The sequence below is a fragment of the Acetobacter fallax genome (genome assembly GCF_011516735.1).
GTDB classification, from domain to species: domain Bacteria; phylum Pseudomonadota; class Alphaproteobacteria; order Acetobacterales; family Acetobacteraceae; genus Acetobacter; species Acetobacter fallax.
Genome location: NZ_WOSX01000025.1, coordinates 15,593 through 39,890, shown reverse-complemented (window position 1 = coordinate 39,890; position 24,298 = coordinate 15,593). Strand labels below are relative to the sequence as shown.

The 24,298-nt window shown below is 57.5% G+C and carries 31 protein-coding genes; all 31 read right to left on the bottom strand.

All coding sequences use genetic code 11. From position 1 onward, the window contains the following. Positions 1 to 121: 121 nt before the first annotated feature. A complete protein-coding gene (gene rpsK, locus GOB85_RS12340) occupies positions 122 to 514 on the bottom strand; it encodes a 30S ribosomal protein S11 (RefSeq protein ID WP_173577791.1) in 393 nt (130 codons plus the stop codon). 117 nt (positions 515 to 631) lie between these two features. Beyond that, on the bottom strand, positions 632 to 1,009 hold the full coding sequence (gene rpsM / locus GOB85_RS12335; protein ID WP_173577790.1) for a 30S ribosomal protein S13: 378 nt from the start codon (positions 1,007 to 1,009) through the stop codon (positions 632 to 634). 143 nt (positions 1,010 to 1,152) lie between these two features. Next, positions 1,153 to 1,821, bottom strand: a complete 669-nt coding sequence (locus GOB85_RS12330) for an adenylate kinase (RefSeq protein ID WP_173577789.1) — start codon at positions 1,819 to 1,821, stop codon at positions 1,153 to 1,155. Further along, on the bottom strand, positions 1,818 to 3,179 hold the full coding sequence (secY, locus tag GOB85_RS12325; protein ID WP_173577788.1) for a preprotein translocase subunit SecY: 1,362 nt from the start codon (positions 3,177 to 3,179) through the stop codon (positions 1,818 to 1,820). Before secY ends, GOB85_RS12330 begins: the two co-directional genes overlap by 4 nt. 125 nt (positions 3,180 to 3,304) lie before the next feature. Continuing rightward, a complete protein-coding gene (gene rplO, locus GOB85_RS12320; protein WP_173577787.1) occupies positions 3,305 to 3,799 on the bottom strand; it encodes a 50S ribosomal protein L15 in 495 nt (164 codons plus the stop codon). 1 nt (position 3,800) lies between these two features. Next, entirely contained in the window at positions 3,801 to 3,992 is a 192-nt protein-coding gene (rpmD, locus tag GOB85_RS12315; protein ID WP_173577786.1) for a 50S ribosomal protein L30, read from the bottom strand. Beyond that, a complete protein-coding gene (gene rpsE, locus GOB85_RS12310) occupies positions 3,985 to 4,557 on the bottom strand; it encodes a 30S ribosomal protein S5 (protein WP_173577785.1) in 573 nt (190 codons plus the stop codon). The genes rpmD and rpsE overlap by 8 nt, the downstream gene beginning before the upstream one ends. A gap of 13 nt (positions 4,558 to 4,570) precedes the next feature. Next, positions 4,571 to 4,933, bottom strand: a complete 363-nt coding sequence (gene rplR / locus GOB85_RS12305) for a 50S ribosomal protein L18 (RefSeq protein WP_173577784.1) — start codon at positions 4,931 to 4,933, stop codon at positions 4,571 to 4,573. After that, positions 4,933 to 5,466, bottom strand: coding sequence for a 50S ribosomal protein L6 (rplF, locus tag GOB85_RS12300; RefSeq protein WP_173577783.1), 534 nt, complete (start codon positions 5,464 to 5,466; stop codon positions 4,933 to 4,935). The genes rplR and rplF overlap by 1 nt, the downstream gene beginning before the upstream one ends. Before the next feature lie 10 nt (positions 5,467 to 5,476). Then, positions 5,477 to 5,875 carry a 30S ribosomal protein S8 gene (gene rpsH, locus GOB85_RS12295; protein WP_173577782.1) on the bottom strand — a complete coding sequence of 133 codons (399 nt, stop codon included), beginning with the start codon at positions 5,873 to 5,875 and terminating at the stop codon, positions 5,477 to 5,479. A gap of 9 nt (positions 5,876 to 5,884) precedes the next feature. Next, positions 5,885 to 6,190: a 30S ribosomal protein S14 gene (gene rpsN, locus GOB85_RS12290; RefSeq protein WP_173577781.1), complete on the bottom strand. Its 306-nt coding sequence runs from the start codon at positions 6,188 to 6,190 to the stop codon at positions 5,885 to 5,887. A gap of 147 nt (positions 6,191 to 6,337) precedes the next feature. Next, a complete protein-coding gene (gene rplE, locus GOB85_RS12285; protein ID WP_173577780.1) occupies positions 6,338 to 6,907 on the bottom strand; it encodes a 50S ribosomal protein L5 in 570 nt (189 codons plus the stop codon). A gap of 10 nt (positions 6,908 to 6,917) precedes the next feature. After that, the gene (gene rplX / locus GOB85_RS12280; RefSeq protein WP_173577779.1) at positions 6,918 to 7,238 is read right to left on the bottom strand and encodes a 50S ribosomal protein L24; all 321 of its coding nucleotides are present in this window, start codon (positions 7,236 to 7,238) and stop codon (positions 6,918 to 6,920) included. After that, positions 7,238 to 7,606 carry a 50S ribosomal protein L14 gene (gene rplN / locus GOB85_RS12275; protein ID WP_173577778.1) on the bottom strand — a complete coding sequence of 123 codons (369 nt, stop codon included), beginning with the start codon at positions 7,604 to 7,606 and terminating at the stop codon, positions 7,238 to 7,240. The genes rplX and rplN overlap by 1 nt, the downstream gene beginning before the upstream one ends. A gap of 17 nt (positions 7,607 to 7,623) precedes the next feature. Continuing rightward, positions 7,624 to 7,896 carry a 30S ribosomal protein S17 gene (gene rpsQ / locus GOB85_RS12270; protein WP_173577777.1) on the bottom strand — a complete coding sequence of 91 codons (273 nt, stop codon included), beginning with the start codon at positions 7,894 to 7,896 and terminating at the stop codon, positions 7,624 to 7,626. A gap of 11 nt (positions 7,897 to 7,907) precedes the next feature. Then, positions 7,908 to 8,147 (bottom strand): 50S ribosomal protein L29, encoded by a 240-nt coding sequence (gene rpmC, locus GOB85_RS12265; protein WP_173577776.1) that lies wholly within the window; start codon positions 8,145 to 8,147, stop codon positions 7,908 to 7,910. Between the two features lies 1 nt (position 8,148). Further along, entirely contained in the window at positions 8,149 to 8,565 is a 417-nt protein-coding gene (gene rplP / locus GOB85_RS12260) for a 50S ribosomal protein L16 (RefSeq protein ID WP_173577775.1), read from the bottom strand. A gap of 13 nt (positions 8,566 to 8,578) precedes the next feature. Beyond that, entirely contained in the window at positions 8,579 to 9,256 is a 678-nt protein-coding gene (rpsC, locus tag GOB85_RS12255; protein ID WP_173577774.1) for a 30S ribosomal protein S3, read from the bottom strand. Between the two features lie 2 nt (positions 9,257 to 9,258). Next, positions 9,259 to 9,666 carry a 50S ribosomal protein L22 gene (gene rplV / locus GOB85_RS12250; protein ID WP_173577773.1) on the bottom strand — a complete coding sequence of 136 codons (408 nt, stop codon included), beginning with the start codon at positions 9,664 to 9,666 and terminating at the stop codon, positions 9,259 to 9,261. Between the two features lies 1 nt (position 9,667). Beyond that, positions 9,668 to 9,946, bottom strand: a complete 279-nt coding sequence (gene rpsS, locus GOB85_RS12245; RefSeq protein WP_026397252.1) for a 30S ribosomal protein S19 — start codon at positions 9,944 to 9,946, stop codon at positions 9,668 to 9,670. A 12-nt stretch (positions 9,947 to 9,958) separates the two neighbouring features. Continuing rightward, a complete protein-coding gene (gene rplB / locus GOB85_RS12240) occupies positions 9,959 to 10,789 on the bottom strand; it encodes a 50S ribosomal protein L2 (protein ID WP_173577772.1) in 831 nt (276 codons plus the stop codon). Positions 10,790 to 10,805: 16 nt separating this feature from the next. Then, entirely contained in the window at positions 10,806 to 11,102 is a 297-nt protein-coding gene (locus GOB85_RS12235) for a 50S ribosomal protein L23 (RefSeq protein WP_173577805.1), read from the bottom strand. A 35-nt stretch (positions 11,103 to 11,137) separates the two neighbouring features. Further along, complete coding sequence (gene rplD / locus GOB85_RS12230; RefSeq protein WP_173577771.1) at positions 11,138 to 11,752, bottom strand: 50S ribosomal protein L4; 615 nt, start codon at positions 11,750 to 11,752, stop codon at positions 11,138 to 11,140. Positions 11,753 to 11,757: 5 nt separating this feature from the next. Further along, positions 11,758 to 12,441, bottom strand: coding sequence for a 50S ribosomal protein L3 (gene rplC / locus GOB85_RS12225; protein ID WP_173577770.1), 684 nt, complete (start codon positions 12,439 to 12,441; stop codon positions 11,758 to 11,760). A 10-nt stretch (positions 12,442 to 12,451) separates the two neighbouring features. Then, positions 12,452 to 12,760 carry a 30S ribosomal protein S10 gene (gene rpsJ, locus GOB85_RS12220; RefSeq protein ID WP_007282720.1) on the bottom strand — a complete coding sequence of 103 codons (309 nt, stop codon included), beginning with the start codon at positions 12,758 to 12,760 and terminating at the stop codon, positions 12,452 to 12,454. Between the two features lie 133 nt (positions 12,761 to 12,893). After that, entirely contained in the window at positions 12,894 to 14,084 is a 1,191-nt protein-coding gene (gene tuf / locus GOB85_RS12215; protein WP_173577769.1) for an elongation factor Tu, read from the bottom strand. A 101-nt stretch (positions 14,085 to 14,185) separates the two neighbouring features. Then, positions 14,186 to 14,665 (bottom strand): 30S ribosomal protein S7, encoded by a 480-nt coding sequence (rpsG, locus tag GOB85_RS12210; RefSeq protein ID WP_146884866.1) that lies wholly within the window; start codon positions 14,663 to 14,665, stop codon positions 14,186 to 14,188. A 15-nt stretch (positions 14,666 to 14,680) separates the two neighbouring features. After that, complete coding sequence (gene rpsL, locus GOB85_RS12205; protein ID WP_003621118.1) at positions 14,681 to 15,052, bottom strand: 30S ribosomal protein S12; 372 nt, start codon at positions 15,050 to 15,052, stop codon at positions 14,681 to 14,683. A 610-nt stretch (positions 15,053 to 15,662) separates the two neighbouring features. Continuing rightward, positions 15,663 to 19,844 (bottom strand): DNA-directed RNA polymerase subunit beta', encoded by a 4,182-nt coding sequence (rpoC, locus tag GOB85_RS12200; protein ID WP_173577768.1) that lies wholly within the window; start codon positions 19,842 to 19,844, stop codon positions 15,663 to 15,665. Continuing rightward, on the bottom strand, positions 19,841 to 19,999 hold the full coding sequence (locus GOB85_RS12195; protein ID WP_338421725.1) for a hypothetical protein: 159 nt from the start codon (positions 19,997 to 19,999) through the stop codon (positions 19,841 to 19,843). Before GOB85_RS12195 ends, rpoC begins: the two co-directional genes overlap by 4 nt. Beyond that, positions 19,992 to 24,164, bottom strand: coding sequence for a DNA-directed RNA polymerase subunit beta (gene rpoB / locus GOB85_RS12190; RefSeq protein ID WP_173577766.1), 4,173 nt, complete (start codon positions 24,162 to 24,164; stop codon positions 19,992 to 19,994). The genes GOB85_RS12195 and rpoB overlap by 8 nt, the downstream gene beginning before the upstream one ends. Positions 24,165 to 24,298: the final 134 nt, after the last annotated feature.

Sequence of the window (24,298 nt, the reverse complement as noted above, 5' to 3'; positions counted from 1 at the left end):
TTCAAAAAAGGACGCCGTAACGAGACGGCGGACAACCCCGAACATGGCCGGGGCAGGTTCATTCAGAGTGTGATAGCGATGCGGGCGGCCAGCCATTCATTCGCCGCCGCCCGAACCGGAATCAGACGCGGCGGCGCTTCCGCGGACGGCAGCCGTTATGCGGGACCGGCGTCAGGTCACGAATCGAAGCGATCTGAAAACCGACAGCCTGCAACGCACGCAGCGCGCTCTCACGTCCTGAACCAGGACCCGAAACCTCGATGTCCAGCGTCTCCATACCGTGCTCGCGTGCCTTGCGACCAGCATCCTCGGCAGCAACCTGAGCTGCATAAGGTGTCGACTTACGTGACCCCTTGAAGCCCTGAGCACCGGCTGACGACCAGGCAATAGCATTACCCTGCGCGTCCGAGATGGTGATCATTGTGTTGTTGAACGTGGACAGCACATGCGCCACGCCCGAAATAATGTTCTTGCGCTCTTTTTTCCGGATACGCGGTGTGGCGGCCTTGCCCATATCTGATAGCCCTGTTCTTTAACTTCTCTGACGGAATGATGCCCGACAGAACGTCCCTGCAACCGGAGCCGCAGGGACGCAGGAAATTCCAATATCGCCTGCGAAGCAGACGACAGCTTAGCGTGTAACTTTCTTCTTACCGGCGATCGCCACGGCCTTACCCTTACGGGTGCGGGCGTTCGTGTGGGTACGCTGACCATGCACAGGCAGGCCACGGCGATGACGAAGACCACGGTAACAACCGAGATCCATCAGACGCTTGATGTTCATTGCGGTCTCTCGACGGAGATCACCCTCGACGCGATAATCATTGTCGATGGTCTCGCGGAGTTTCGCGATCTCGTCGTCACTCAGCTGATTCACCCGTTTGGCATCAGGAAGTTCAAGAGCCTTGCAGATCTGCTTAGCCTTGGTTTCACCAATTCCGTAGATATACTGAAGTCCGATTACGACCCGCTTGTTAGTCGGGATATTAACGCCGGCAATACGCGCCACGCTACACACTCCTGGTCTCCGCCCGGCTGCGCGCCCGAGCGATGATAAAAAGAATCTTGCCATTGCAGAGCCGCAATGAGCGACCGCACGGTCCAGAGCGCGCGCAATAGACCGACCGGCATCCGAGAGTCAATAAAAACTGATCACTTTTTCGTGATCAGTTCGACCTCCTGCATGATTGTATCAATCTGAGCACTCACCGCTTCGATCGGCGCCATCCCATCAACGAACGCGACCATTACCTTTTTTTCGTAATAAGGCAGCAGAGGCATCGTCTCCTTACGATAGGAGGCGAGCCGCGATGTAACGGTCTCACGGTTGTCATCAGCCCGCCGCACAAAATCATGCGAGCCACACACATCACACCTGCCAGGCAGTTCTGTTGGTTTTGACAGGTCATTATAGCTCGCGCCGCATTTCGCGCAGGAGAAGCGACCGGCGATTCGATCCGCCAGCGCATCCTCATCCACCTGCAGCACGAGTACCACGTCGATCTGGCTCTTCAGGCGGACCAGCACCTCATCCAGAGCCTCAGCCTGCCCCACTGTGCGCGGGAAGCCATCGAGGATGAACCCTTTCGCGCAATCCGGCTGCTGAATACGGCTCTCAAGCATACTCACGATCATGGAGTCCGGCACAAGCTTGCCGGCATCCATAAGCGTCTTTGCCTCACGACCGATATCAGATCCGGCTTTGACTTCAGCCCGCAGCATGTCGCCGGTCGAGATCTGAGCGATCCCGTACCGGGCCTCAAGGCGCTTGGACTGCGTTCCCTTTCCCGCGCCCGGAGGACCCAGAAAGATAATGTTCATTTGCGCATGATCCTTCGATTCATTCCACCGCGTCGGCTACGCTGGATCAGACCCTGATACTGATGTGCCACCAGATGAGACTGAATCTGGGTGACCGTATCGATCGTCACGGACACAATGATGATCAGGCTCGTGCCACCGAAGTAAAACGGCACATTATAGCGGCTGATCAGGATCTGGGGCAGGAGACAGACAACCACAAGATAGAGCGCACCAATCGTCGTCAGTCTGGTCAGAATCCGGTCGAAATAAGTGGAGGTCGCAGCCCCGGGCTTGATTCCGGGAATGAACCCGCTCTGTTTACGCAGATTGTCTGCAGTCTCATCCGGATTGAATGTCACGGCAGCATAAAAATACGAGAAGAACATGATCATCGCCGCATACATCAGCATGTAGAGCGGCTGCCCCTGACCAAGCTGCTGCCCGAGGAACGACAGCCATCCCGGCATCCCCTTCCCGCTCATGAAGCCTGATATCGTGACCGGAACCAGAAGCACAGACGATGCGAAAATCGGCGGGATAACACCGGCCGTGTTCACCTTCAGCGGCATGTGCGTCGACTCACCGCCAAACATACGGTTGCCCATCTGACGCTTGGGATACTGGATGACCACACGACGCTGGGCCTGCTCCATGAACACGATAAACGTGATTGTGATCGCGGCCAGCACAAGGAAAATCAGCACAAAAATCGGTGACAATGCGCCGGTGTAACCAAGCTGAAAGAGAGTCTCCAGCGCATGCGGGAGATTCGCGACAATACCGGCAAAGATGATCAGCGAAATGCCGTTACCGACACCGCGGGACGTGATCTGCTCACCAAGCCACATCAGAAACATCGTACCGCCCACAAGAGTGAACACGCACGAGACGATGAAGAACATACCTGGACTCACAACAGCCGAGCCCGCATCGGAACTCATCCGTTCCAGTCCGACAGCGATACCGTAGGCCTGGAAAAACGCAATGGCGACCGTGAGATAACGCGTGTACTGATTGAGACGCTTGCGCCCCTGCTCACCTTCTTTCTTAAGCGATTCAAGAGAAGGAAGAGCCGTCGACATCAGCTGAACGATGATCGATGCTGAAATGTAAGGCATGATGTTCAGGGCAAAAACGGTCATACGCCCGAGCGCACCACCCGAGAACATGTCAAACATCCCCAGAATACCGCCCTGGTGCTTTGCGAGCAACTGTCCCATCACTGTCGCATCAATGCCGGGAACCGGAATGTAGGTTCCGAGCCGATAGACAATCAGGGCACCAAGCGTAAACCAGATCCGCTTTTTGAGCTCGGTCGCTTTCTGGAACGAGCTGAAGTTAAAACTGGCTGCAAGCTGTTCAGCCGCCGAGGCCATACGTCTGTCCTTTCACGAAAAACAGCGCCGCCGCAAAGCGGGACGCTGTTATGGCAGACGCCAGGGTCTGCAAAGCCGGAGAGGATATGTGGCACCACGCTCTCACGCGGCGCCACTCCTTTATGTCACGATGCCGCAGCTTCGCCTGCCTGCTTTGGCGCAACTGTGGTCTTCACCGATCCACCAGCCTTTTCAACAGCGGCGATTGCGGAAGCAGAAGCTCCGGCAACCTCGACATTGATAGCGCGCGAAATCTCTCCGCGAGCCAGAAGACGAATACCGGCGACTTTTCCGGTACCGACGAGACCCGCCTTGCGAAGAACCTCCTCGGTTACCAGAGCAGAAGCATCAAGCTTACCATCAGCGATGGCCTTATCGACCGCGCCAAGATTTACCGGAGCATAGACTTTGCGGAAGATGTTCTTGAATCCACGCTTCGGCATGCGCCGGTAGAGAGGAAGCTGACCACCTTCGAAGCCGTTCAGAGAAACACCTTCACGTGCTTTCTGACCTTTAACACCCCTGCCGGACGTCTTGCCTTTGCCGGAACCAATGCCACGACCAAGGCGCTTTTTGCGATAACGGGAACCCTCGTTATCGCGCAGTTCATTGAGGTTCATTTCAATCCTCCACCTTAATCAGGTGGGCCACTTTCCGCAGCATACCACGCACCGAAGGCGTATCCTGCAGTTCGCGCGTACGACCGATCTTGTTCAGGCCAAGCCCGATCAGCGTTGCCTGCTGACCCGGCTTGCGTCCGTTGCCGGACGCAGTCTGGGTCACGCGGACGGTTGTTGTCTTTGCTTCAGACATCAGCACCCTCCGCTACATGCTCGCGCTTACCCAGGATGTCGGCCACTTTCTTTCCGCGGCGACTGGCCACGGAACGTGGGCTGGCGCAACGCTCAAGAGCAGCAAACGTTGCTTTCACCATGTTATGCGGGTTACGGGTCCCCAGTGACTTCGCCACGACATCATTGATGCCCAGGGTCTCGAACACCGCGCGCATCGGGCCGCCTGCGATAATCCCGGTTCCGGCATCAGCCGAACGCAGAACCACCTTACCGGCACCGAAATGCCCGGCAACATCATGATGAAGAGTACGACCCTCTTTCATCGGAACACGGATCATACCGCGCTTCGCGCGCTCTGTCGCCTTACGGATCGCTTCCGGAACTTCACGGGCCTTGCCTGCTCCGTATCCGACACGACCTTTCTGGTCACCAACCACAACCAGCGCTGCGAAAGCAAACCGACGTCCACCCTTTACCACTTTCGCAACGCGATTAATGGTAACCAGTTTGTCGATCAGATCATCGCCCTCACGGTCGCGATCGCGCTCACGGCCTCTGCCGCCTTCTCTCGGTTCACGTGCCATTACGTGACCTCCCTCAGAACGAGAGACCGCCCTCGCGGGCAGCCTCCGCCAGCGCCTGAACGCGCCCATGATACAAATAAGCGCCGCGGTCGAACACGACCTGCTTCACACCGGCAGCGATCGCGCGTTCCGCGACCAGCTTTCCGACCGTGCTTGCAGCATCGCGGTTCGTGCCTTTCGTGCCCTGAGACTGGAATTCCTGCTCGAGCGATGAAGCGGAGGCCAGCGTGCGACCACCGGCATCGTCGATCACCTGAGCATAGATATTCTTGCCTGAGCGGAACACCGACAGGCGCGGACGCCCGCCGGCCTTGCGGCGGAGCTGGAACCGGAGGCGCTTGCTCCGCCGGTCCCGCAATTCCTGTTGCGTGCTCATTACTTCTTCTTGCCTTCCTTGCGACGAATGGTCTCGGTCTCATAACGCACGCCCTTACCCTTATAAGGCTCAGGCTTCCGGAAGCTCCGGATATCCAGCGCAACCTGCCCGACACGCTGCTTGTCAATCCCTTCGACAACCACAGCAGTCGGCCGCGGCGTTGTAATCTTGATTCCCTGCGGAATCGGATAGACCACATCATGCGAATAACCGAGGTTCATCACCAGGTTCGAACCCTGCACTGCCGCACGGTAACCTGTTCCGTTGATTTCCAGCGTTTTCGAGTACCCCTCGGAAACACCTTTCACCATGGATGCAACCAGCGAACGTGTGGTACCCCACATCATCCGGGCCTGCGAAACAGTGCCGAGAGGCTTAACCGAGACTTTACCATCATCAATGGTCGTCTCGACATGCGAAGACAGGGGAAGCTTCAGCTCGCCAAGCTTACCCTTTGCCGTGAGAATGCCATCGACGATCGAAACAGTGACGCCGGACGGAACCTCAACGGGATATTTGCCTACACGCGACATTTATCCCTCCTCAGAAGACGCGGCAGAGCACTTCGCCACCAACATTGGCAGCGCGCGCTTCTGCGTCAGAAAGAACACCTCTCGGGGTGGACAGGATGGAAACACCCAGCCCGGCATAAACCCGTGGCAGTTCCTTAATCTTCGAATAAACCCGGCGACCCGGACGGGAAACACGATGGATTTCCTTAATAACCGGATCACCATCCGTGTATTTCAGCTCGATGCGGATCTGGGAAATACCCTTACGAATCTCCTCAACGGAGAAGCCGCGGATATAACCTTCACGCTTCAGAGCTTCGAGCACGCTGGCACGGAGCCTGGAGGCCGGAGCAACACAGGCGGCATGACGCGCGCGCTGTGCATTCCGGATACGGGTGAGCATATCACCCAATGGATCAGAAAGTGACATCGCCCGCCCTTACCAGCTCGCCTTCACGACACCCGGGATATGACCATTCGAGGCCAGATCACGAAGCGCAATACGACACAGTTTGAACTTGCGGTAGTTGCCGCGAGACCGCCCTGTAAGTTCACAACGCAAACGAACGCGAACGCGCGAACCGTTGCGCGGGAGCTCCGCCAGCTTCAGGGATGCGTCGAACCGATCTTCCATCGGCAGCGAGCGATCCATCACGATATTCTTAAGCGCCATACGTTTCGCCTTATCGCGCTGCGCCATACGCGCACGATTAGCGTTACGATTGACGGCGGAAATCTTGGCCATGCCTGATTTACCCTCCGGAACCTGCCGGACCATTCCAGCGGTTTTCCAAAACCTTTAGCTTCGCATCCCATATCGACCGGGACGCTGAAACATAACAATACCCTGTGGTAGCACAATGACCACAGAGAACGAATAGCCGCGTGATGCTTACCCGATAAAGGGCAGATCGAACGCTTTCAGGAGCGCCTTAGCTTCCGCATCGGTCTTCGCGGTTGTCACGAAGATGATGTCCATACCACGAACCTGATCGACTTTGTCGTATTCGATCTCAGGAAAAATGATCTGCTCCTTAAGACCCATGGCAAAGTTGCCACGCCCATCAAAGCCCTTGTTCGCGGGAAGACCACGGAAATCACGGATACGCGGCATCGCAATCGTCACAAGACGGTCGAGAAACTCGAACATCCTGGCGCTCCGCAGCGTCACCTTACAGCCGATCGGTAGACCTTCACGGATCTTGAAACCTGCGATAGCCTTTTTAGCGACAGTTTTGACAGGACGCTGACCTGCGATCAGCATCATATCATTCAGAGCAGCATCAAGCTTTTTCTGATCGCCAGCCGCTTCACCGACCCCCATGTTGAGAACAATTTTCTCAAGACGGGGAACCTGCATGACATTCTTATAGCCAAACTGCTCACGCAACTTACCTGCAAGCTCAGCACGATACAGATGCTTAAGGCGAGGCGCTGTGCCTGCGTTTGTATTATCCGACATTATCAGCCCCTCAGCCTTCAATCACTTCGCCCGTGGCCTTCGCCACACGGACTTTGCGACCATCATCAAGCACGCGAAAACCAACCTTTGTCGGCTTATCGCTTTTGGGGTCGATCAGCGCAAGATTAGACAGATGCACCGGCGCTTCGCGCGCGATGATTCCACCATCTTCACCCATGCGTGTCGGCTTCTTGTGCCGCTTCGCGATCGCCACACCACGCACTACGGCCTTATTAGCCGCAGGAATCACGGTGAGAACCTCACCACGGGTTCCCTTTGAGGATCCGGTGATGACGACGACAGTATCGCCTTTTTTGATGCGAGCAGCCATTACAGCACCTCCGGCGCCAGCGAGATGATTTTCATGAACTTGCGCGAACGCAGTTCACGGACCACCGGGCCAAAAATGCGGGTGCCAATCGGCTCCTGCTGTTTGTTGATCAGAACAGCGGCGTTCCGGTCAAAACGGATCGCACTGCCGTCGGCACGACGCACCGGGTAAGAGGTACGAACGATAACGGCCTGATGGACGTCACCTTTCTTCACCTTTCCACGGGGAATCGCTTCCTTAACGGAAACGACGATCACGTCGCCGACCGAGGCAGACTTCCGCTTGGAACCGCCCAGCACCTTAATGCACTGCACCTGACGGGCGCCTGAATTATCGGCGACCTCAAGGTTGGTCTCGGGATGGATCATTTACCTTATACCCCTGTTTACGCAGCGGCCCCGGACGTGGCTGCCGCTACGGTCTCACCGTTGCGGGCAATCACTGCCCAGGTCTTGCGCTTGGAAATAGGTGTGCATTCTTCAATGCGCACCGCATCCCCAATCTTGCACTGGTTGAGTTCATCATGCGCCACATATTTCTTCGAGCGACGAATGAACTTCTTATAGAGCGGATGCATCACGCGACGATCGACAAGAACGGTAACCGTCTTATCCATCTTATCGCTCGTTACACGTCCGCTCAGAATGCGCTTCGGCATTAACGGCTCCCTCAGGCTTTTGCAGCAGAGGCACCGGCCTCCGCAGCGTTCTTCTTCGCAGCCTCAGCCACGATCGTCTTGATGCGGGCGATATCGCGACGCACTACGCGAACCCGCGATACACCTTCATTCTGACCGGTCGCCTGCTGGAACCGCAGATTGAACTGCTCACGCTTCAGATCAAGAAGAAGCGTCTGCAACTCATCAACGGATTTCACACGCAGATCAGCCGGCTTTGTTGCCTTGCTCATCTTACGCCTCTCCGATTCGGGTGACGAATTTCGTCTTGATCGGAAGCTTCGCCGCACCGAGAGCCAGCGCTTCACGCGCGACTTCCGGCGACACGCCTTCGATCTCGAACAGGATACGACCCGGTTTCACACGGGCCACCCAGAATTCCGGGGATCCCTTGCCGGAGCCCATACGCACTTCGGCGGGCTTTGTCGAGACCGGAAGATCCGGAAAAATACGAATCCAGACACGACCAGCACGTTTCATGGCACGGGTAATGGCGCGACGAGAGGCTTCGATCTGACGAGCCGTGATACGCTCCGGCTGGAGCGCTTTCAGGCCAAATGTACCGAAATTCAGCTGAGTGGCGCTCTTCGCCAGCCCGTGAATACGGCCTTTATGAGCTTTGCGGAATTTAGTCCGCTTCGGAGAAAGCATTGTTCTCTATCCCTCAGCGCTGCGGCGCCTGCTCGGCAGCCCGACGATCCTGAGCCAGCGGGTCATGAGCCAGAATCTCACCTTTGAAGATCCAGACCTTCACGCCGCACGTCCCGTAGGTCGTCTTCGCCGTTGCAGTTCCATAATCGATATCGGCGCGGAGCGTGTGCAGCGGCACCCGACCTTCACGATACCACTCGACGCGTGCGATTTCAGCGCCACCGAGACGGCCGGAGCAGTTGATCCGGATGCCCTGTGCGCCGAGACGCATGGCGGACTGAACCGCGCGCTTCATGGCGCGACGGAAAGCAACGCGACGCTCAAGCTGCTGCGAGATGTTCTCGGCAACCAGCGTTGCATCAATTTCCGGCTTACGGATCTCGACGATGTTCAGCGAAACTTCGACGCCGGCCATCTTCGTGAGCTGCTTACGCAGCGTGTCGATGTCCTGACCCTTTTTGCCGATCACCACACCCGGACGAGCCGCGTAAATAGTGATGCGTGGCTTCTTGGCCGGACGCTCGATCACGACGCGGGAAACACCCGCACCAGAAAGCCTGCGACGCAGGAAAGCGCGAAGCTTCAGATCGTCATGCAGCAGCCGGGAGTAGTCCTGACCGGCGTACCAGCGGCTATCCCAGGTGCGGTTGATACCGAGCCGAAGCCCGATCGGATTGACTTTATGTCCCATCGTCAGGCCGCCTTCTCTTCCGTCTTTGCCTCTGGCTCGGGCGCACGCTCAGCGACGACAATCTTCAGATGACTGAAGAACTTCTCGACGCGCGCGGAACGGCCGCGGCCACGTGCATGGAAACGCCGCATAACGATAGACTTGCCAACGTCAGCGATTTTCACCACCAGCTGATCGACATCAAGCTGGTGGTTGTTCTCCGCATTTGCGATCGCGCTTTCCAGCGTCTTCTTCACTTCCTGGGCAATACGACGCTTCGAGAACGTCAGTGTTGCCACGGCCTGTGATGCCGGCTTGTTGCGGATGAGACCGGCAACGAGACCCAGCTTACGGGGACTCACGCGGATATTCCGCGTGATCGCCTGAGCCTCGTTCTCAGCCAGTGTGCGTGGGTGCTTGGATTTGCTCATCTCAGCCCCGCTTCGACTTCTTGTCAGCGCCATGCCCATGGAATGTACGGGTGGGCGAGAACTCGCCGAACTTATGTCCGACCATATTCTCGGTCACCTGCACGGGCAGGAACTTGTGACCATTATAAACACCGAAGGTCAGCCCGACGAACTGCGGCAGGATCGTTGAGCGACGCGACCAGATTTTGATCACCTCATTACGACCCGAAGCGCGCGATGCGTCGGCTTTGTTCAGCAGATACCCGTCCACGAACGGGCCTTTCCAGACGGAACGTGCCATCTCTTTTGCCCCTTACTTGCCGGTCTTCCGGCGACGGATAATCAGACTGTCCGTACGCTTGTTGACCCTCGTCTTATAACCTTTTGTCGGCTTGCCCCATGGCGTGACCGGATGACGGCCACCTGAGGTACGACCTTCACCACCACCATGCGGATGATCGACCGGGTTCATGACCACACCGCGGTTATGCGGACGGCGACCCAGCCAGCGGGAGCGGCCCGCTTTACCCATATGCTGGTTCATATTGTCCGGGTTCGAAACCGCACCGACCGTTGCGAAGCATTCACCACGAACGACCCGCAGCTCACCGGACTGCAGTTTGATCTGCGCGTAACCGGAATCCTTACCAACGAGCTGGGCATATGTGCCGGCCGAACGCGACAGCTTGCCGCCTGCGCCCTGCTTCAGTTCAATGTTATGGATGATGGTTCCGACCGGGATAGCCGACAGCGGCATCGCGTTGCCTGGCTTGATGTCGACACGGGCACCGGAAATGACCTGATCGCCGACCTTCAGGCGCTGAGGCGCCAGGATGTAGGCGAGCTCACCATCTTCGTACTTCACCAGAGCGATGAAAGCCGTACGGTTAGGGTCATATTCCAGACGCTCGATCGTGCCGGTTACGTCAAGCTTACGACGCTTGAAGTCGACATAACGATACGACTGCTTGTGTCCGCCACCACGAAAGCGCGATGTCGTACGCCCGTGATTGTTGCGACCACCGGTTTTGTTCTTACCCTCAGTCAGCTGCTTGACCGGCTTGCCCTTCCAGAGCTCGGACCGGTCCACCAGCACCGTGCCGCGAAGGCTCGGCGTGACGGGATTAAAGTGCTTCAGTGCCATGTGTAGATACCCCGCGTCACGCCAGTTTTGCGGTCAGGTCGATGGACTGACCTTCCGCGAGCTGCACGAACGCCTTCTTGATATCGGAGCGCTGGCCAGGACGGCCTTTAAAGCGCTTCGCTTTGCCTTTCTGCACGAGCGTGTTCACGCCAAGAACCTTGACGCCAAACAGTGTCTCGACAGCGACCTTGATTTCCGGCTTCGTCGCCGAAATCGCAACCTTGAAGACCATCTGGTTCTTCTCGGACAGCGCCGTCGCCTTTTCCGTGATCAGCGGCGCGCGAACGATGTCGAACATCGCTTCACGAGACAGCCGCTCCGCTTTTTTGCGGATCGCAAGCACGTTTGTCATGCCAGCCGCTCCTTCAGCTTCTCGACGCCAGCGCGTGTGATCGCGAGCACGTCGTGGTTCAGAATATCGTAAACATTCGCACCAACAGTTGGCAGAACGTCGATCCTCGGCAGATTGCGGGCTGCGCGAACGAAGCCTTCATCAACTGCACCATCAACGATCAGCGCTGACTTCCAGCCCAGAGCTTTCAGTTTCGTGGCCAGTTCCGCTGTCTTCGTCACGCCGGAAGCGCTGTCAAGAACGATCAGCTTGCCGTCTTTCGCTTTCTGCGAAAGCGCGGAGATCAGCCCAAGACGACGAACTTTTTTAGGCAGATCATAGCCGTGATCACGAACGACCGGGCCGTGAACGACGCCACCGGTGCGATACTGCGGAGCACGAAGCGAGCCCTGACGAGCCGAACCGGTCCCCTTCTGCTTATAAGGCTTCCTTGTCGTTCCGGAGACTTCGCCCATGCCCTTCACCTTATGGTTGCCGGCACGGCGTTTCGCGAGCTGCCAGTGAACAACGCGGGCCATGACATCGGCGCGCGGCGCAATAGCAAAAATCTCGTCCGGAAGTGTCTCGGTCCCGGCACTGCCGTTATCGAGGGTCTTGATATCGAGTTCCATGATCCTCAGCCTTCCGCCGTCGCGAGGGCTGCCGGATATGGCGCCTCAGCATGACGAGCCTTTTTGATAGCGTCACGGACCATGACCAGTCCGTTCTTAGCTCCCGGGATGGAACCACGAATCATGATCAGGTTCTTGTCCGGATCGACCGCTGCGACTTCAAGGTTCAGCGTCGTCACCCGCTCGTCACCCAGGTGGCCAGCCATCTTCTTGTTCTTGAAGGTCTTGCCCGGATCCTGACGGTTGCCGGTCGAACCATGAGAACGGTGAGAGACCGAAACACCATGAGATGCCTCAAGACCAGCAAAGTTCCAGCGCTTCATGGCGCCCGCGAACCCTTTACCCTTGCTGGTGCCGCACACGTCCACTTTCTGCCCGACGATAAAGTGCGAGGCCAGAATACGGGTTCCGGACTCAAGCACGGCATCGGGTGCCACGCGGAATTCGCGCAGAACCTTTTTCGGCTCGACCTTTACCCGGGCGTAGTGGCCGCGGTTCGGCTTTGTGACGTTCTTTACCTTGGCTTTGCCGAGCCCGAGCTGAACGGCGGTATAACCGTCGCGCTCTTCTGTTTTCGACTCAACCACCTGCACGTCGTCGAGGTGCAGGACAGTGACGGGCACATGTGTGCCGTCTTCCTTGAATAGCCGGGTCATACCCAGCTTTCTTGCGATCAATCCGGTGCGCATCGTCTGGACCTTAGAGTTTGATCTCGACATCCACGCCAGCGGCGAGGTCGAGTTTCATGAGGGCGTCCACGGTCTGCGGGGTCGGCTCGACAATGTCGAGCAGCCGACGATGAGTCCGAATCTCGAACTGCTCGCGGCTTTTCTTATCCACGTGGGGTGAGCGGTTCACTGTGAACCGTTCGATATGCGTCGGCAGCGGGATAGGACCCCGAACCCGCGCACCCGTACGCTTCGCCGTGTTGACGATTTCCTTCGTGCTGTTGTCAAGCACCCGGTGATCGTACGCCTTCAGGCGAATGCGGATGTTCTGGTTGTCCATCGTTTTGTTCAGTCCAACTTTTTAACCCGGGTCAGCATCTGTCCGGGATATTCCCACCACCAGGTAAGACCCCGACCGGATGACTCCGGCCGGGGCTACTCGGTTCAGGGCCCATCGGGGCACCTGCCCCGTATTACTCGGTGATGGAAGCCACCACGCCGGCGCCAACAGTACGGCCACCTTCGCGAATAGCGAAGCGGAGGCCTTCATCCATGGCGATCGGAGCAATCAGCTCGACATCCATAGCGACGTTATCACCTGGCATGACCATTTCCGTGCCTTCCGGCAGATGAACGACGCCGGTGACGTCGGTCGTACGGAAATAGAACTGCGGACGATAGTTGGTGAAGAATGGTGTATGACGACCACCCTCTTCCTTCGTCAGAATGTACGCTTCAGCCTTGAACTTCTTGTGCGGAGTGATGGATCCCGGCTTTGCGAGAACCTGGCCACGCTCAACATCTTCACGCTTCGTGCCACGCAGCAGGGCACCGATGTTATCGCCAGCCTCACCACGATCGAGCAGCTTGCGGAACATCTCAACGCCGGTCACGATCGTTTTGACGGTGTCTTTCAGGCCAACGATCTCAACCTCGTCACCCGTGTTGACAATGCCACGCTCCACACGACCAGTCACAACCGTGCCACGACCAGAGATCGAAAACACATCTTCAATCGGCATCAGGAACGGACGGTCAACCGGACGCTCAGGCTGCGGGATGTAGTCATCGACTGCATCCATCAGATCTTTCACGCGGTTTTCACCGATCTCCGGATCACCGTCTTCGAGGGTTACGAGAGCGGAGCCCTTGATGATGGGGATCTCGTCGCCGGGGAACTGGTAAGACGAAAGAAGCTCACGCACTTCCATCTCGACGAGCTCAAGAAGCTCAGGATCATCAACCTGGTCGACCTTGTTCAGGAACACAACCAGAGCAGGCACACCGACCTGACGCGCAAGCAGGATGTGCTCACGGGTCTGCGGCATCGGACCGTCAGCAGCGGACACCACCAGGATCGCGCCGTCCATCTGCGCCGCACCGGTAATCATGTTCTTCACATAGTCGGCATGACCCGGGCAATCGACGTGAGCGTAGTGACGCTTCGCCGTCTCATACTCGACATGCGCTGTCGAGATCGTAATGCCACGAGCGCGCTCTTCCGGAGCCGCATCGATCTGATCATACGCCTTGAACTCAGCGCCACCGGCTTTCGCCAGAGTCTTCGTGATTGCAGCTGTAAGCGAGGTCTTACCATGGTCAACGTGACCGATGGTGCCGATGTTACAGTGCGGCTTGTTCCGCTGAAATTTAGCCTTTGCCATCGTTTCTCTCCGTTATCCCACCAGGCGGGATGCGGTTATTAGTCCTGTTTCACGCACTGAATACCGGATTAATCCGGCACCAGGAAATCCACGCCCGCCGATTACCAGCGATAATGACTGAATGCCTTATTGGCTTCAGCCATGCGGTGCGTGTCCTCACGCTTTTTCACTGCCGAACCGCGATTATTCATCGCGTCCATCAGCTCGTTCGACAGCCGGTCCTGCATGGTGTTCTCACCGCGCTTACGCGAAGCATCGATCAGCCAGCGGATTGCCAGAGCCTGACGACGATCGGTACGAACCTCGACGGGCACCTGATAGGTGGCACCACCAACACGACGCGAACGAACCTCGACAGCAGGCTTCACGTTATCCAGAGCTGTGTGAAACATCGTGACAGGATCTGCCGACGCTCCACCGCTACGACGCTGAAGGGACTCGAGCGCACCATATACGATGCCCTCAGCTGTGGATTTCTTACCATCGTACATCAGTGCGTTCATGAAACGCGTGATAACGATGTCTCCAAATTTTGGATCCGGAAGGATCTCACGCTTTACAGCGCGGTGACGGCGACTCATGCCTCGATATTCCTCTTACTTCGGACGCTTCGCGCCATAGAGCGAACGGCGCTGACGGCGCTTTGCGATACCCTGCGTATCGAGCACACCACGCAGGATGTGATAGCGGACACCGGGAAGATCCTTCACGCGGCCACCGCGGATCAGAACGACGCTATGCTCCTGGAGGTTATGCCCCTCACCCGGAATATAGCTCACCACCTCGTAGCCGTTCGTCAGACGCACTTTGGCGACCTTTCGCAGCGCGGAGTTCGGCTTCTTCGGTGTGGTTGTATACACGCGAGTGCAAACGCCACGCTTCTGCGGGCAGCCCTGAAGAGCCGGCACCTTGTTGCGCTTCGCCGCAGGCTCGCGCCCTTTTGCGATCAGCTGATTGATGGTCGGCATGCGCCCTTCCCGATCCTTACACAATTCGGCCGGCAAGCCCTCACTCTGGCTGCCGACTGTCATTCAAAACGAACCCCTGCGGACGCAAAGCGCCTGCGGAGCCTATCTTTACATCCGGCCTTGGCATGCCTTCAGAGAGACATACGGCACCACATGCTTTACCCTGCTGCTTTCAGCAACCACGTCCGAGTAGCTACCCGACGTCGGAGATAGCTGAGGGCGCGGAACCTACGGGGGAGGAAGATGCGAGTCAAGAAAGACCTGCGATTCGTCCCCGTGTTACCCGCCGCGCATCTCAGACATATCCTTCTGCGAGGACAACTGGCTTCGTAACGCAACGAATTGGCCCGCTCTTACCGCGTAATGCACGGGAAGGCCAGAGGATTCGGCGGGATTCGGCAGAAATCTGCCGTGACTCTCTGACAAGAAGTGAAACACTGCTTTCTTTTGAGCGCGAACGATCCCTGGCGACCTTTGAGTTGCTCACACTCGACAACGCAGGAACTGCCAATTTCCGCCTGATTCCCGCAGAATCAGGATTTTCTGCCTGCCAAAGAAAAAGGCCGGACACAGGGTCCGGCCTTTTCCATAATCCGATTCCCGAAGACCTTTACTCGGCAGCTTCGTTGTTCGGAGATAGCCGCTGACGATCCTGACGAGCCGCAACAGCGCGCAGCTTGTTCATCACACTTCCTGTTCCGGCCGGGATCAGACGCCCGACGATCACGTTCTCTTTCAGACCATTCAGCGTATCGACCTTGCCCGCTGTAGCAGCCTCGGTCAGCACGCGTGTTGTCTCCTGGAACGAGGCAGCCGAGATGAACGACTGGGTCTGCAGCGAAGCTTTCGTGATGCCCTGAAGCACCGGCATGGCCATTGCAGGACGGTCACCTGCATTGAGTCGCTTCGTGTTCTCAGTATCGAACTCGATGCGATCCACGGTCTCGCCAATGAGATACGTGGTATCGCCAGGCTCAAGTACCTCAACCTTCTGCAGCATCTGGCGAACGATCACTTCAATGTGCTTGTCGTTGATCTTCACGCCCTGCAGTCGATACACGTCCTGAATCTCATTCACGAGATAATCGGACAGAGCCTCAACACCCATCACTTTCAGAATGTCATGCGGGACGCGCGGACCGTCGACCAGCGGATCGCCCTTCTGGACGAAATCGCCTTCCTGAACGGATACGTGCTTACCCTTCGGTACCAGATAATCGGTCTCTTCGCCGGTCTCATCATTCTTCACGATGATGCGGCGCTTCGACTTGTAATCCTTACCGAATTCAACGCGGCCTTCATTCTCCGCGATGATCGCATGATCTTTCGGACGACGGGCTTCGAACAGTTCGGCCACGCGCGGCAGACCACCCGTAATGTCACGGGTTTTCGAGCCTTCGCGCGGAATACGCGCCAGAACGTCACCAGCATGAACGACGGCGCCGTTTTCAACCGACAGCAGCGAGTCCGGTGAGAGGAAGTAGCGGGCGTCATTGCCGTTATCCAGCTTGATGACCTCGCCTTTCTCATCCTTGAGTTGCAGACGCGGCCGAAGATCCACGCCCTTCGAGGCCTGCTTGTAATCGACGACCACTTTCGAGGTGAGGCCGGTGACTTCATCCATCCGCTCGACGAGCGTGATGGAATCGATCAGATCGAGATATTCGACCGTTCCGGCTTTCTCCGTGATGATCGGCAGGGTGTACGGATCCCACTCAGCCATCTTCTGATTACGATCAACGGCCTGACCATCATCAACCAGCAGACGAGAACCGTAAGGCACGCGGTAGCGCGCGCGCTCCGTGCCATTCTCATCTGTCAGCACGATTTCGCAGTTACGCGACATGACGATCGGAATATTCTGGCTGTTCTGCACCACGTTACGATTGCGGATGGTAACCTTACCATCACGCGACGCCTCGACCATGGACTGTTCGGCGCCACGCTGTGCCGCGCCACCGATATGGAAGGTACGCATCGTCAGCTGCGTGCCAGGCTCGCCGATGGACTGAGCCGCGATAACGCCGACAGCTTCACCGATATTGACCGGCGTGCCACGAGCAAGATCACGACCATAGCAATGCCCGCAAACGCCGACGCGGCTTTCACAGGTCAGAACCGAGCGGATGAGCACGGTCTCGACACCTGATTTCTCAAGTTTCTCGGAATCCGCCTCATCCAGAAGCTGATTGCGCTTAAAGACAAGCTCGCCCGTCACCGGGCTGATGACATCAGCCGCCAGTGTGCGACCAAGAACACGTTCGGAAAGCGAGGACACGATTTCGCCGCCATCCATAACCGCACGAACCGTCAGACCACGCTCGGAGCCACAATCGTCTTCGACGATGATGCAGTCCTGAGCCACGTCGACAAGACGACGGGTCAGGTAACCTGAGTTCGCTGTCTTCAGCGCCGTATCGGCCAGACCCTTACGGGCACCGTGGGTTGAAGTGAAGTAATCGAGAACTGACAGGCCTTCTTTAAAGTTGGCGATGATCGGCTGCTCGATGATCTCACCCGACGGCTTGGCCATCAGACCGCGCATACCGGCAAGCTGCTTCATCTGGGCCGGCGACCCGCGGGCACCGGAGTGGCTCATCATCCACACAGAGTTAATGGGCTTGCCAATCTCTGCCCGCGACAGTTCCCTGGTCATCGCGGCCTGGACTTCGTCCGTGCAACGCGACCAGGCATCCACCACTTTGTTATAGCGCTCGCCAGCCGTAATCAGACCATCCTGATACTGCTGCTCGAATTCCTTGACCTCAGCCGTGGTGTGATCGACCAGAGCTACCTTCTCTTTCGGGATGATCATGTCATCCTTACCGAAGGAGATGCCGGCTTTCGCTGCGTGACGGAAACCGAGGGTCATCATCCGGTCACAGAAGATGACAGCTTCCTTCTGACCACAGTGACGATACACCGCATCAATGACGTCCGAGACATTCTTCTTGGTCAGCTGCTTGTTGATCAGCGAGAACGGGATCGACGAACTCTTCGGCAGAATCTGCGCGACAAGAACGCGACCTGGCGTCGTAACAACTGTCTGACGCACCGTTTTGCCGTCAGGATCAACCATTTCCAGACGGGCACGGATCTTGTCGTGCAGCTTCAGCGCGCCGGAACTGAGAGCGTATTCAACGTCATTGATTGAGCCATAAGCCGGCGCACCTTCTTTAAGGATTGCTCCGGTCGTCTCGTCATATTCGCTCTTATCCGGGGTCGCCAGAAATTCCGGCGTCTCCAGACTGAGATAATACAAACCGAGAACAATATCCTGCGACGGCACGATGATCGGCTTGCCGTTCGCGGGGCTGAGGATGTTGTTGGTCGACATCATCAGCACGCGGGCTTCGAGCTGGGCCTCGAGCGACAGTGGCACGTGAACGGCCATCTGATCGCCATCGAAGTCGGCGTTGAAGGCAGTGCAGACCAGCGGGTGAAGCTGGATGGCTTTACCCTCGACGAGGATCGGCTCGAAGGCCTGGATACCAAGGCGATGGAGTGTCGGCGCGCGGTTGAGCATAACCGGATGCTCGCGGATTACCTCTTCGAGGATATCCCACACTTCCGGGCGTTCTTTTTCCACCATGCGCTTTGCGGCTTTGATGGTGGTTGCGTGACCGTATTTTTCGAGTTTCGAATAGATGAATGGCTTGAACAGTTCGAGCGCCATCTTCTTCGGCAGGCCGCACTGGTGAAGCTTCAGTTCCGGGCCGACCACGATGACCGAACGACCGGAATAATCGACGCGCTTGCCGAGCAGGTTCTGACGGAAGCGTCCCTGCTTGCCTTTCAGCATGTCGGAAAGGGACTTCAGCGGACGCTTGTTCGCGCCGGTGATGGCACGACCACGACGACCGTTGTCGAACAGGGCGTCAACCGCTTCCTGCAGCATGCGCTTTTCGTTACGGACGATGATATCCGGCGCACGCAGTTCCATCAGCCGCTTGAGGCGGTTGTTACGGTTGATGACGCGGCGATAGAGATCGTTCAGATCCGAAGTCGCGAAACGACCACCATCGAGGGGCACGAGAGGACGAAGCTCGGGCGGAATGACCGGGACGAGGTCCAGAATCATCCATTCCGGCTTACAGCCGCTTTCCGCGAACGCTTCGATCAGCTTCAGACGCTTGACGAGCTTCTTGCGCTTGGCTTCGGAGGTCGTCTCCTTCAGCTCCTGGCGCAGCTTCACCTTCTCGGCGTCACAATCGATGCGCTCAAGGATCTTCTTGACCGCTTCCGCGCCGATGCCGACCTCGATGCCGTCCTCGGCATGCTCGTCCATGACGTCAAGATACTGGTCTTCCGACAGCAGGCTGAACTGCTTGAGCGGCGAGGTGCCGGGCTCAAGAACAACGTAGCTTTCGAAATACAGAACCTTTTCGAGGTCTTTCAGCGTCATGTCGACCATCAGGCCGATACGGCTCGGGAGCGACTTCAGGAACCAGATGTGAGCGACCGGGCTTGCAAGCTGGATGTGACCCATCCGCTCACGCCGCACCTTCGCGAGAGTTACCTCAACGCCGCATTTCTCACAGATGATGCCGCGGAACTTCATCCGCTTGTATTTGCCGCAAAGGCACTCGTAGTCCTTGATCGGCCCAAAGATACGCGCGCAGAACAGGCCGTCGCGCTCGGGCTTGAACGTACGATAATTGATCGTCTCGGGCTTTTTGATCTCGCCATACGACCACGACCGGATCTGCTCGCTGGATGCCAGCTGAATCTTGATCTGATCGAAGGTGGCTGCCTGGCCTGTCTGGCCAAGGATCTTCATGAGTTCATTCATGCGCCGAAAACCTCCAGAACGGAAATGACGCGGTCTGCCGCCGCGCCGTGCGGTGCGTCATGTCCCGCACCCGAATTCATCGAAAATAAGCCCGCGTCGGAGGGATTTATCCCCCCGACGAGCGCAAAACCGGATGTCACCAGTCGTTCAGTCACCACTGTTTTCCAGATCGACATTCAGACCAAGCGACTTCAGCTCCTTGATGAGAACGTTGAAACTCTCAGGAATACCGGCCTCGAAGTCATCCTGCTCCCGCACGATCGACTCATAGACCTTGGTGCGACCCGATACGTCATCGGACTTCACCGTCAGCATTTCCTGAAGCGTGTAGGCCGCGCCATACGCCTCAAGAGCCCAGACCTCCATCTCACCGAAGCGCTGACCACCGAACTGCGCCTTACCACCCAGCGGCTGCTGCGTGACGAGCGAGTAAGGACCAATCGAACGAGCGTGGATCTTATCATCAACGAGATGGTGCAGCTTCAGCATATAGATGTAGCCGACTGTGGTCTTCCGCTCGAACAGTTCACCGGTGCGACCATCGATCAGCTGAGACTGGCCTGAACGATCGACGCCGGCCTTTTCGAGCATGTTTTCAATATCCGGGATGGACGCTCCGTCGAACACCGGCGTCGCGATAGGCACACCCTTCCGCAGGTTGTTTGCCAGCTCGACCAGCTGAGCATGTTCCATATCCGCGATATCGGCGTTGTAAACCGCATCTCCATAGACGTCTTTCAGTTCGTCCAGCAGCACCTGCTTCTTCTCACCGTCGCGCTGATACTCATCGACCATCGTGCCGATACGCTTGCCGATATTGGCACACGCCCAGCCAAGATGCGTCTCAAGGATCTGCCCGACATTCATTCGTGACGGTACACCGAGCGGATTCAGGACGATATCGACCGAGGTGCCGTCTTCAAGGAACGGCATGTCCTCAACCGGAACAACCCGGGAAACGACACCTTTATTACCATGACGTCCGGCCATTTTATCGCCCGGCTGCAGCTTGCGCTTCACCGCAACGAACACCTTGACCATTTTCATCACGCCAGGTGGCAGCTCGTCACCACGCTGAAGCTTCTCGACCTTGCTGTCGAAGCGACCTTTGATCTTGCCGACCGCGACATCGAATTCAGCACGCAGGGTTTCAAGCTCGGCCATGACCGCGTCAGATGCAACCGTGACGTGGCGCCATGCACCGCGAGGGATTTCAGCGAGCACGTCTTCAGTGATTGGCGTGCCGGATTTCAGACCCTTGAAGCCCGTCCCCGCCGTCTCACCGAGCAGGCGTTCCCGCAGCCTGTTGTAGAACGAACGCTCCTGAATCGCCTGCTCGTCGTCACGATCCTTGGCCAGACGCTCGATCTCGGCGCGCTCGATCGCCATGGCGCGCTCGTCTTTATCGACGCCGCGACGGGAGAAGACACGAACATCGACGATCGTGCCGGTCGTGCCTGGCGGCAGACGCAGCGACGTGTCACGGACGTCAGACGCTTTTTCACCAAAGATGGCACGGAGGAGCTTTTCTTCCGGCGTCATCGGGCTTTCGCCCTTTGGTGTGACCTTGCCGACGAGAATATCGCCAGGGTTCACTTCGGCACCGACATAGACAATACCGGCTTCATCGAGACAGCGCAGGGCTTCCTCGCCGACATTCGGAATGTCACGGGTGATTTCTTCCTGACCCAGCTTCGTGTCGCGGGCCATGACTTCGAATTCCTCGATATGGATCGAGGTGAAGACGTCATCGCGCGCGATGCGCTCGGAAATCAGGATGGAATCCTCGAAGTTATAACCGTTCCACGGCATGAACGCGACGAGCACGTTCCGGCCCAGAGCCAGTTCACCGAGTTCCGTCGAAGGACCGTCAGCGATGATATCACCGGCGGCAACCTGATCACCCACACGCACCAGCGGACGCTGATTGATGCAGGTAGACTGATTGGAACGCGAATATTTACGCAGACGATAGATATCGACACCCTGCGTCGCACCCTTGTCATCGGTCGTGCGGACCACGATGCGGGCGCCGTCGATCTGGTCGACGATACCGGGACGACGGGCAACGATCGTCGCGCCGGAGTCATGAGCGACCGCGGCCTCCATGCCGGTGCCGACCAGAGGCGCATCGGAGCGCACCAGCGGCACGGCCTGACGCTGCATGTTCGAGCCCATCAGCGCACGGTTGGCGTCATCGTTCTCAAGGAACGGAATGAGCGCGGCGGCAACGGAAACAAGCTGCTTCGGCGACACGTCACAGGCGGTCACATCGGTCGGCGGCACCAGGCGGAAGTCACCATTCCTGCGAACGGATACCAGCTCGCCGGTCAGGCGACCGTCGGGGCTCTGCTTCGCATCGGCCTGAGCCACAACGAGGCGCTCTTCCTCCATGGCAGACAGATATTTCCAGCCATCCTGAAAAACGCCGTCCTTCACGAGACGATACGGAGTTTCGATGAAGCCGTATTTGTTGACCTTCGCATACGTCGCAAGCGAGTTGATCAGACCGATGTTCGGGCCTTCGGGCGTCTCAATCGGGCAGATACGGCCGTAATGTGTTGGATGAACATCACGGACTTCGAAACCGGCCCGCTCACGGGTCAGACCGCCCGGGCCGAGGGCTGAGAGACGACGCTTGTGCGTCACTTCAGACAGCGGGTTGGTCTGATCCATGAACTGCGAAAGCTGCGAGGAGCCGAAGAACTCACGCACGGCAGCAGCGGCCGGCTTCGCGTTGATCAGATCATGCGGCATGACCGTGTCGATATCGACCGAGCCCATACGCTCGCGAATGGCACGCTCCATGCGGAGCAGGCCGACGCGATACTGGTTCTCCATCAGCTCGCCGACCGAGCGGACACGACGGTTACCAAGGTTATCGATATCGTCGATCTGGCCGCGACCATCTTTCAGATCACACATGACCTTGAGGGCGCGCAGGATATCTTCCTTACGCAGCACACGGACCGTATCCGGGCAATCAATTCCGAGCCGCATGTTCATCTTCACACGACCAACAGACGACAGATCATAACGGTCGGGATCGAAGAACAGGCTGCGGAACATCGCTTCGGCCGTCTCTGCGGTCGGCGGCTCACCAGGGCGCATGACACGATAGATGTCGATCAGCGCCTCATCACGTGAACTGTTCTTGTCAACAGCCAGCGTATTGCGGATCCAGGGACCATTGGCCTGATCGACAGCGAGTGTCGGCAGTTCGGTCAGACCTGCTTCTTCAAGCGCCTCAAGACGGGATTCTGTCAGTTCTTCGCCGGATTCACCGAAGATCTCACCCGTTTCCGGATTGACGATATCATGAGCAATGAACCGCCCCAGAAGATCAGCCTCGCCAACCAGGACTTCTTTCGTCGCCTCGGCGATCTTACGGACCATACGGGCCGTCAGCTTGGAATCAGCCGCGGCAACGACTTCACCTGTCTGCGCGTCGACCATATCGGACAGCAGCTTCTGACCACGGAAAGCCTCCGGATCAAACGGACGCGCCCAGCCTTTCGGGGTCTTCGTGAAAGTCACTGTATTGTAGAAATAGCCGAGGATCTCGTCCGGATCCATGCCACGGATGTCCATGGACTCGACATCACCACCCTCTTCCACCTTTTTGCGGCGGGCAGCTTCGGAGTGAACCCCCTCAAGCGCGTAGAGCAGCGTGGTGACCGGCAGCTTCCGCTTGCGGTCGATGCGGACGTAGATCAGATCCTTCGCGTCGAACTCGAAGTCGAGCCAGGAACCACGATAAGGGATCACGCGTGCAGAGAAGAGATACTTACCTGAGGAGTGCGTCTTACCCTTGTCATGATCGAAGAACACACCAGGCGAACGGTGCATCTGACTGACAATCACACGCTCGGTGCCATTGATGATGAAGGTGCCGTTACCCGTCATCAGAGGCATGTCGCCCATATAGACCGGCTGCTCTTTGATATCGCGGATCGAGCGCGAACCGGTGTCTTCATCCACGTCCCACACGATGAGACGCAGAATTACCTTCAGAGGCGCTGCGTATGTGAGACCACGCTGGATGCATTCCTCAACGTCATATTTCGGCTCTTCGAATTCGTACTGGACGAACTCCAGCCGACCACGACCCGCGAAGTCATTGATCGGGAACACAGAGCGGAAAACTTCCTGCAGACCCGTCTGGGTACGGGCATCAGGCGAAATATTCGCCTGCAGGAACGCCTCATACGAAGCGCGCTGAACATCGATAAGGTTAGGCATCGGCGCAACTTCGGGGATCCGTCCGAAGCTTTTGCGGATCCGCTTGCGTCCCGTGAACGATTTCGTAATTGCGTTCATTCTATCCTGCCCCGTCCCTGCCGTCGGACCACCAGGCCTCCTGCGTCCGGAACACCGGAAAACAGGGGGCCAGACGGTCCGGCCGAAATATCGCGCCCGATGCGGTCGTTACCGACCCCGCCCTGCGCACTCGC